Annotated in this window: 9 protein-coding genes; 4 read left to right on the top strand and 5 right to left on the bottom strand. The window is 67.3% G+C overall.

Going from position 1 to position 6,991, the window contains the following annotated elements; genetic code table 11:
* Positions 1-8: 8 nt before the first annotated feature.
* Positions 9-1,523 (bottom strand): sensor histidine kinase, encoded by a 1,515-nt coding sequence (locus NA4_RS36630; protein WP_067480485.1) that lies wholly within the window; start codon positions 1,521-1,523, stop codon positions 9-11.
* A gap of 22 nt (positions 1,524-1,545) precedes the next feature.
* The gene (locus NA4_RS36635) at positions 1,546-1,761 is read right to left on the bottom strand and encodes a biotin/lipoyl-binding carrier protein (RefSeq protein WP_067480488.1); all 216 of its coding nucleotides are present in this window, start codon (positions 1,759-1,761) and stop codon (positions 1,546-1,548) included.
* 89 nt (positions 1,762-1,850) lie between these two features.
* Between NA4_RS36635 and NA4_RS43935 the strand changes: the two genes are divergently transcribed.
* A complete protein-coding gene (locus NA4_RS43935; RefSeq protein ID WP_022597109.1) occupies positions 1,851-1,925 on the top strand; it encodes a 50S ribosomal protein bL37 in 75 nt (24 codons plus the stop codon).
* A gap of 76 nt (positions 1,926-2,001) precedes the next feature.
* Here NA4_RS43935 and rsrA read toward each other — a convergent pair whose 3' ends face one another.
* The gene (gene rsrA / locus NA4_RS36640; RefSeq protein ID WP_067480491.1) at positions 2,002-2,289 is read right to left on the bottom strand and encodes a mycothiol system anti-sigma-R factor; all 288 of its coding nucleotides are present in this window, start codon (positions 2,287-2,289) and stop codon (positions 2,002-2,004) included.
* Positions 2,286-2,966 carry a sigma-70 family RNA polymerase sigma factor gene (locus NA4_RS36645; protein WP_084497777.1) on the bottom strand — a complete coding sequence of 227 codons (681 nt, stop codon included), beginning with the start codon at positions 2,964-2,966 and terminating at the stop codon, positions 2,286-2,288. Before NA4_RS36645 ends, rsrA begins: the two co-directional genes overlap by 4 nt.
* A 248-nt stretch (positions 2,967-3,214) precedes the next feature.
* On the opposite strand from NA4_RS36645, the gene ybaK reads away from it, so the two are divergent.
* Positions 3,215-3,709: a Cys-tRNA(Pro) deacylase gene (gene ybaK, locus NA4_RS36650; protein WP_067480494.1), complete on the top strand. Its 495-nt coding sequence runs from the start codon at positions 3,215-3,217 to the stop codon at positions 3,707-3,709.
* A 74-nt stretch (positions 3,710-3,783) separates the two neighbouring features.
* Positions 3,784-4,149 (top strand): hypothetical protein, encoded by a 366-nt coding sequence (locus NA4_RS36655; RefSeq protein WP_157129527.1) that lies wholly within the window; start codon positions 3,784-3,786, stop codon positions 4,147-4,149.
* Positions 4,150-4,314: 165 nt separating this feature from the next.
* On the opposite strand, the gene NA4_RS36660 is transcribed toward NA4_RS36655, so the two are convergent.
* A complete protein-coding gene (locus NA4_RS36660; RefSeq protein WP_067480500.1) occupies positions 4,315-5,103 on the bottom strand; it encodes an SOS response-associated peptidase in 789 nt (262 codons plus the stop codon).
* A gap of 168 nt (positions 5,104-5,271) precedes the next feature.
* On the opposite strand from NA4_RS36660, the gene NA4_RS36665 reads away from it, so the two are divergent.
* A complete protein-coding gene (locus NA4_RS36665) occupies positions 5,272-6,780 on the top strand; it encodes an aldehyde dehydrogenase family protein (RefSeq protein WP_067480503.1) in 1,509 nt (502 codons plus the stop codon).
* Positions 6,781-6,991 lie beyond the last annotated feature (211 nt).

The raw sequence follows: 6,991 nt of genomic DNA on the forward strand, positions 1-6,991 counted from the left end.
AAACACAGTCAGCGGCCGGAGCGGCGACCAAGCGGCACACGCAGGACGGCGTCGGTGCCGATGTCGGCACCGGGGTGCAGGCCGATGGAGCCACCGAGTTCGGCGGTGACCAGGGTGCGGACGATCTGGAGGCCGAGGCGGTCGGAGGATTCCAGGCTGAAACCCGGCGGGAGGCCGCGGCCGTCGTCGCTGATGATCACGTCCAGCCACCGGGCGGAACGCTCGGAACGTATTGTCACCGTGCCGTTTTCGCCGGAATCGAAGGCGTGCTCGATGGCGTTCTGCACCAGTTCGGTGAGCACCATCACCAGCGGGGTCGCGCGTTCGGCGGAGAAGACACCGAGCGAGCCCGCGCGGCGCACTTTGATGCGCGCGGTGTGCACGGTGGCGACATCGGCCATGATCGGCAGCAGCCGGTCGACGACCTCGTCCAGGTCGACCTCCTCGTCCACCGACATGGACAGCATCTCGTGCACGGACGCGATCGAGGTGACCCTGCGCACCGACTCGGTGAGCGCGACCTGCGCCTCCTCGTTCTCGGTGCGGCGGGCTTGCAGGCGAAGCAGGGCGGCGACGGTTTGCAGGTTGTTCTTCACCCGGTGATGGATCTCCCGGATGGTGGCGTCCTTGCTGAGCAGGGCGCGATCGCGCCGCTTCACCTCGGTGACGTCGCGAACGAGCACGGCGGCGCCGGCCAGTTCACCGTGCGGGCGCAACACGAGCGTGCGCAGCAGCACGGTGGCGCCGCGCGCCTCGACCTCCATGCGCCGCCCGGTCCGGCCCGCGAGCGCGGCCTGGATGTCGCCGACCACCTCTTGTGCGTCGAATGGGTCGGTGATCAGCGAGCGCGTGGTGACGGCGAGATCCTGTCCGGCCAGATCGGCCTGCAAGCCCATCCGGTGGTAGGCCGACAGCGCGTTGGGGCTGGCGTAGACGACGATTCCCTCGGTGTCGAGCCGGATGAAACCGTCTCCCGCGCGCGGGCTGGAATGGGTGGCCGCGCGATCCTCGGTGGTCGGGAAGGTGCCGTCGGCGATCATCTGGCACAGATCGTCCGCACAGGCCACGTAGGCGGTCTCCAGTTGGCTGCGCACCCGGGGACGTTGGAAGTCGGTATCCCGGCTGAGCACGGCGATCACGTCGTCGCCGCAGCGCACCGGGATCGCCTCGCGGATCGCGTGCACCGGGTGGGGGTGATACACGCCGGATGCCTCGACCTCGCTATCGGCCCGCACGATGTCGCCGGTCACCAGAGCCTCGAACACCTGCGGGTGGTCGGCCCGCAGGGCGACCGTCCCGACCAGGTCTTCCTGGTGCACGGTGGGGGCGGTGGTCGGGCGGCACTGCGCGACGCACACGATATCCGAGCCCTCGGTCACCGGGCCCGCTCCGACCCACAACAGCAGGTCGGCGAAGGACAGATCGGCCAGCAGTTGCCAATCGCCCACCACCCGCTGCAGATGGTCGACGGCGACGCCGGGTAGGTCGGTGTGCTCGGCCAGCAACTCGCTCAGTGTCGCCATGAAGATCTACCGCCGGAATCGATCAGGAAATGACCGCGATGAGATGCCCGGCCTTGATCGCGTCGCCTTCCTTGACGCCGACCGAGGTCACCGTGCCGCCGGACTCCGCGACCACCGGGATCTCCATCTTCATCGACTCGAGGATCACCAGCGTGTCGCCCTCCTGCACCTCGTCGCCCTCCGCGACGACCACCTGGTAGACGACCGACACCAGCTCGGCGAGCACTTCCTCCGCCATGGCACCCCATTCCTCGTTGCCCTGTATCCGCTGACGGTACAGCCAACCACACGTGAAACAATGGCCTTCAACCAGAAGGGAGACTACTCATGGGTAAGCGCGGACGTAAGAAGCGTAGTCGCAAGGGAAACGCAGCCAACCACGGCAAGCGGCCCAACGCCTGAGCGCACGCTCGGCCCGCACACGCGAAGCGGCACGCCTTCCCGCAGGAAGGCGTGCCGCTCGGCGTCTGCGACCAGGCTAGTCGGAGGTCTCGACCGAAGTCTCGGTGGCGATGAACGCGCGGCGCAGTTCGACGGTCAGACGCTCGCGCAGCGACTCGGGCGCGCGGTCGCCGCCGCACTTGCGACTGAGCAGGCCCTTGATCTTCTCCTCGATGCCGTAGGCCTCGATACACGGGCTGCAGTGCTCCATATGGTGCTGCAACCGAGCCCGGGTCGCGTCGTCGCACTCCCCGTCCAGCATCAACCACACATCGGCGAGCACCGCCGTGCAGTCCAACTCCATATCAGGGTCCCGCTCACTCACTGCTTGACCTCCTGGCGTTCCCCCGAACGGTTGAATCCACGCTCGCGCGCCACATCGGCGAGCAAACCCTTCAGTTGCTTCCGGCCGCGGTGCAGCCGGGACATCACCGTACCGATGGGGGTGCCCATGATGTCGGCGATTTCCTTATACGGGAAGCCCTCGACATCCGCGTAGTACACCGCCATCCGGAATTCCTCCGGCAATTCTTGCAATGCCGACTTGATGTCGTCGTCCGGCAACGCGTCGAGCGCCTCGACCTCGGCGGAGCGCAGGCCCTGTGAGGTGTGCTCGGCGGTCGCGGCCAGCTGCCAGTCGGTGATCTCGTCGGTGGGGTACTGCGCGGGCTGCCGCTGCTTCTTGCGGTAGGAGTTGATGTAGGTGTTGGTCAGGATCCGGTACAGCCAGGCACGGAGGTTGGTGCCCTCCCGGAACGACTTGAACCCCTGATACGCCTTGACGTAGGTCTCCTGGACCAGGTCCTCGGCGTCCGCCGGGTTCCTGGTCATGCGCAGCGCGGCGCCGTAGAGCTGGTCGAGCAGCGGCAGTGCGTCCCGCTCGAACCGCTGTGCCAGCTCGGCATCGTCGACGGCAGCGACATCGTCGGCTACCACGTCATCGTCGCTCGTCACACCTGTCCCTTCGATTGCCGTACCTGCCAAATCTACCGGCAACGGCATATCGACCGGGAATCCGCCTTCCGTCGGTGACACTGCGGTCCATACCGGACGATCGTCGAGCAGTATGGGCACCGACATCTCCTTCACGTCTCCAAAGGGCCTGCTCACGCGATGGAAATCCATCCGAGCGCTGTGTATCGCCTACAACATGCGCGGCACCCGCGGTGTTCCCGCGACCACGGACTCGCGGCGAAATCCCAGGAAATCCGGTTGCGACCAGGGCTTGTCCCGCCGCTAATGTTTCGGCCATGGCAGCAGGCTCGACACCGGCGATCCGCACGTTGACCCAGGCCGAGGTGCCGCACCGGGTGCACGCCTACAAGCACGATCCCCGCGCCGACTCCTACGGCACCGAGGCGGTCGATGCGTTGGGCGCCGAACTCGGGGTGACGGCCGAGCAGATCTTCAAGACCCTGGTCATCGAGCTGGCCACCGGCGCACTCGCGGTGGCGGTGCTTCCCGTGCCGAACACGTTGTCGCTGAAGGCCGCCGCCGCGGCCTTGGGCGCGTCGAAGGCGAGCATGGCCGACAAGACCCGAGCGGAGAAGACGACCGGGTACGTGCTCGGCGGCATCTCCCCGCTCGGCCAGCGCAAACCGCTGCCCACCGTGATCGACGACTCGGCGTTGTCCTGGGACCGCGTGTTGTGCAGCGCGGGGCGGCGCGGTCTGGAGATCGAGCTGGCGCCCGCCGATCTGATCCGGCTGACCAGGGCGGTCACCGCACCGGTGATATCCGCGTAATCCAGCCAGAATCGACGCGATCTGTGCGTTACTTGGAAACGGCCAGATTGCTCCGACTCGAGGATGTGATGCGAATGTTCGCGCAGCAGCGTTTGCGCACCATGATCGTCGTGTTGTTCGGAACTCTCGTCGTGGCGCTCGGTTCGGTGTCGGTCCTCGCCCCGCAGGCCGCCGCCGCTCCCAGCGCCCCGGCGATCACACAGGTCAGCGATTACCCCTTCGACTTCGGCGGACAGGGCAACGACAACCGTTACCCCTTCGATTTCGACGGCAATGGCAACGATTCCCCGGCCGGTCAGGGCATGTTCGAGCAGGATCAGAAGTCCGAGAAGACCGAGAAGCTCGGCGGGACGCTCACCACCAAGCTCATCGACCTGGTTGCCGGGGTGATCAAATGCGGGCTGAATATCGCCACGCCCAGCGTGAAGTGCAGCCTGTAATACCTTGCGACGCCTGCGGCGCCGCATGTTCGTAGCCCATCACGGCTCGTGTCCGAGCGACCGCCGCCGCTACTCTCGCGCGGGGCGTCCGCTCGGACACGTGGCCGGGCCGCGAACGGCAGTGCTCGGCCTCCCCGGTCGAGGCCACCTGGTTGCTGGCTACCGTCAGAGCAGGCTGATCTGCCCGGTTGGCTCCTGATCCTCCACCCGGGCAAGTAGTTCCGGGCCGTTGTTGCGCACGCTGTTGACCAGCGTCGGCACCGGGCGCGGCACGATTCCGGCGACCGTCTCCTCGCTCGGGGTCTCCAGCAGCGTCGCCGGGGCCGGGTGGTCGGGGTCCAGCCACGCGTCCCAGTGCTCCTGCGGCATGGGCAGCGGCATGCGGTCGTGGATGCGGATGAGATCGCCGACCGCGTCGGTGGTGAGGATGGTGCACGACAGCAGCGGCTCACTCTCAGGCTGGGAACGGTCGCGCCACACCGACCACAGTCCCGCCATGTAGAGCCGGGACCCGTCGGCGTTGGCCATGTAATACGGATGTTTGACGACTTTGCCTTTCGCCCCCGGTTCGGCGTTCGGTTCGACCACCCACTCGTACCAGCCGTCCATCGGCACCAGGCAGCGACGATATTTCACCGCGTCGCGGAAGGAGGGCGTGGTGGCGGCCTTGTCGGCGCGGGCGTTGAACAGCGGCTTGCCCTTGACCGGCACGCCGGGCTCGGCGGCCTTGGTCCACAACGGGATCAGCCCCCAGCGCATACGCCGGATACGACGTTTCGGATCGTCGTCCTTGCGTCCCTGGTCGTGCCGTTCGACCACGGTGAGGATCTGGGTGGTGGGAGCAACGTTGTAGTTGGTGAAGGCGCCCTGGTCGGTGGTATCGGTCTCGTCGATCGCGTCCAACTCGGCTGCGAGCCTGCCCGGGTTGGTCGTGGTCGCATATCGTCCGCACATATCCCGATACTCCCACCCGCCACCGACAGTATGGGGGGACAATGGGCGCATAACTGGATGACCTGTTGAGAGTTTTGACATAACATTCTCTCATCGGCAGGACGGTCCGCCCGTCCATTCAGGCGTGCGCATCGACCGGCCACCGCAGACGGCAAGAGGAGACCCACTGTGACATCAACCGACACCAGACCGGCCGACCACGACACCGCCCTCACGTCGGTGAATCCGGCGACAGGCGAGGTGATCGGCACACACGTCATCGCCGACGACGCCGCGGTGGCCGCCGCGGTCGCGAAGGCCCGCGCGGCGGCGGCCACTTGGGGGGCACTGAGTTTCGACGAGCGGCGCACGCATCTGCTGCGCTGGTCGAGCAAGCTGGTGCAGAAGTCGGAGGAGTTCTGCGCACTGATCCACGCCGAGAACGGCAAGCCGCTCGACGACGCATTCCTCGAACTGATGCTCGCGCTCGAGCACATCGCCTGGGCGGCCAAGCACGCCAAGAAGGCGCTCGGCCCCAAGCGGATCTTCCCCGGCGCGCTGATGTCGAACTTCAGCGCCCGGCTGGAACTACGCCCGCTCGGCGTCATCGGCGTGATCGGCCCGTGGAACTACCCGGTCTACACGCCGAACGGCTCGATCGCCTACGCGCTGGCGGCGGGCAACACCGTCGTGTTCAAGCCGAGCGAATACTCCACCAGCATCGGCAATTTCCTCGCCGAAGCGTTCGCCGAGGCCAACCCCGAACTGCCCGAGGGCGTCTTCATCACGATCAACGGCTACGGCGCCACCGGCGCGGCGCTGGTGCGCTCGGACGTCGACAAGATCGCCTTCACCGGCTCGACCGCCACCGGCAAGCGGATCATGGCCGCGGCCGCGGAGAAACTCACACCGGTGCTGCTGGAGTGCGGCGGCAAAGACGCGGTGATCGTCGCCGCCGACGCCGACATCAAGGCCGCCGCCGACGCGGTCGCCTGGGGCGCCACCGCCAACAGCGGCCAGACCTGCGCGGGCGTCGAGCGGGTGTACGTGGACCGCGCGGTGCGCGAGGAGTTCGTCGCCGAGGTCAAGCGCATCCTCGGCGACATCAAGCCCGGCTCGGATGACAAGGCCGCTTACGGCCCGATGACCATGCCGAGTCAGGTCGACGTGGTGCGCCGCCACATCGAGAACGCGCTGCAGAACGGTGGCACCGCCGTGCTCGGCGGCCCCGAGTCGGTCAAGGCGCCGTTCATCGAGCCGGTGGTGCTCGTCGACGTGGACGAGAGCTCCGAGGCGGTGTGCGAGGAGACCTTCGGCCCGACCATCACCATCCGCACCGTCGACGGCGTGGACGAGGCGGTCGAGCTGGCCAACAAGTCCAAATACGGCCTGTCCTCCGCGGTGTACTCGAAGAAGAGCGGCCTGGACATCGCGCGCAGGCTGCGCGTCGGCGCCACCTCGGTGAACTCGGTGCTCGCCTTCGCCGCCATCCCCGGCCTACCCTTCGGCGGCGTCGGCGACTCCGGCATCGGCCGTATCCACGGCGAGCCCGGGCTGCGCGAGTTCGTCCGCCCGCACTCGATCGCCGTGCAGCGCTTCGCCGTTCCCGGCATGGCGCTGCTGAGCTACACGCGCACCGCGTCCACGATGAAACTGCTGCGCAAAGTCGTTCCCGTCCTGCACGGCCGCCACAAGTAGGAACTGCGGCATCGGTCCGGGTACTCGACGCCGTGGAGTACCCGGACTCGTACGCGCGTCCGCCACGCCCCATGGAGCCCAAACGGCGGTCGTTCAGCGGCTGGCCCCAGAAACGGTGAATCCAGTGCTGCGGTTGCCACTTCGCGTGACCACACCGGCCCAACTCCCGCTTTCGAGCGCAGCGAGACCGAGCATTGCCCGTTCGCGGCCC

Origin of the sequence: Nocardia amamiensis NBRC 102102 (genome assembly GCF_001612745.1) — a bacterium.
Lineage (GTDB): Bacteria > Actinomycetota > Actinomycetes > Mycobacteriales > Mycobacteriaceae > Nocardia > Nocardia amamiensis.

Coding starts and splice junctions, on each gene's coding strand:
- NA4_RS36630 (WP_067480485.1), bottom strand. CDS start 1,523: ATGGCGACACTGAGCGAGTTGCTGGCCGAGCACACCGACCTACCCGGC.
- NA4_RS36635 (WP_067480488.1), bottom strand. CDS start 1,761: ATGGCGGAGGAAGTGCTCGCCGAGCTGGTGTCGGTCGTCTACCAGGTG.
- NA4_RS36645 (WP_084497777.1), bottom strand. CDS start 2,966: ATGCCGTTGCCGGTAGATTTGGCAGGTACGGCAATCGAAGGGACAGGT.
- ybaK (WP_067480494.1), top strand. CDS start 3,215: ATGGCAGCAGGCTCGACACCGGCGATCCGCACGTTGACCCAGGCCGAG.
- NA4_RS36655 (WP_157129527.1), top strand. CDS start 3,784: ATGTTCGCGCAGCAGCGTTTGCGCACCATGATCGTCGTGTTGTTCGGA.
- NA4_RS36660 (WP_067480500.1), bottom strand. CDS start 5,103: ATGTGCGGACGATATGCGACCACGACCAACCCGGGCAGGCTCGCAGCC.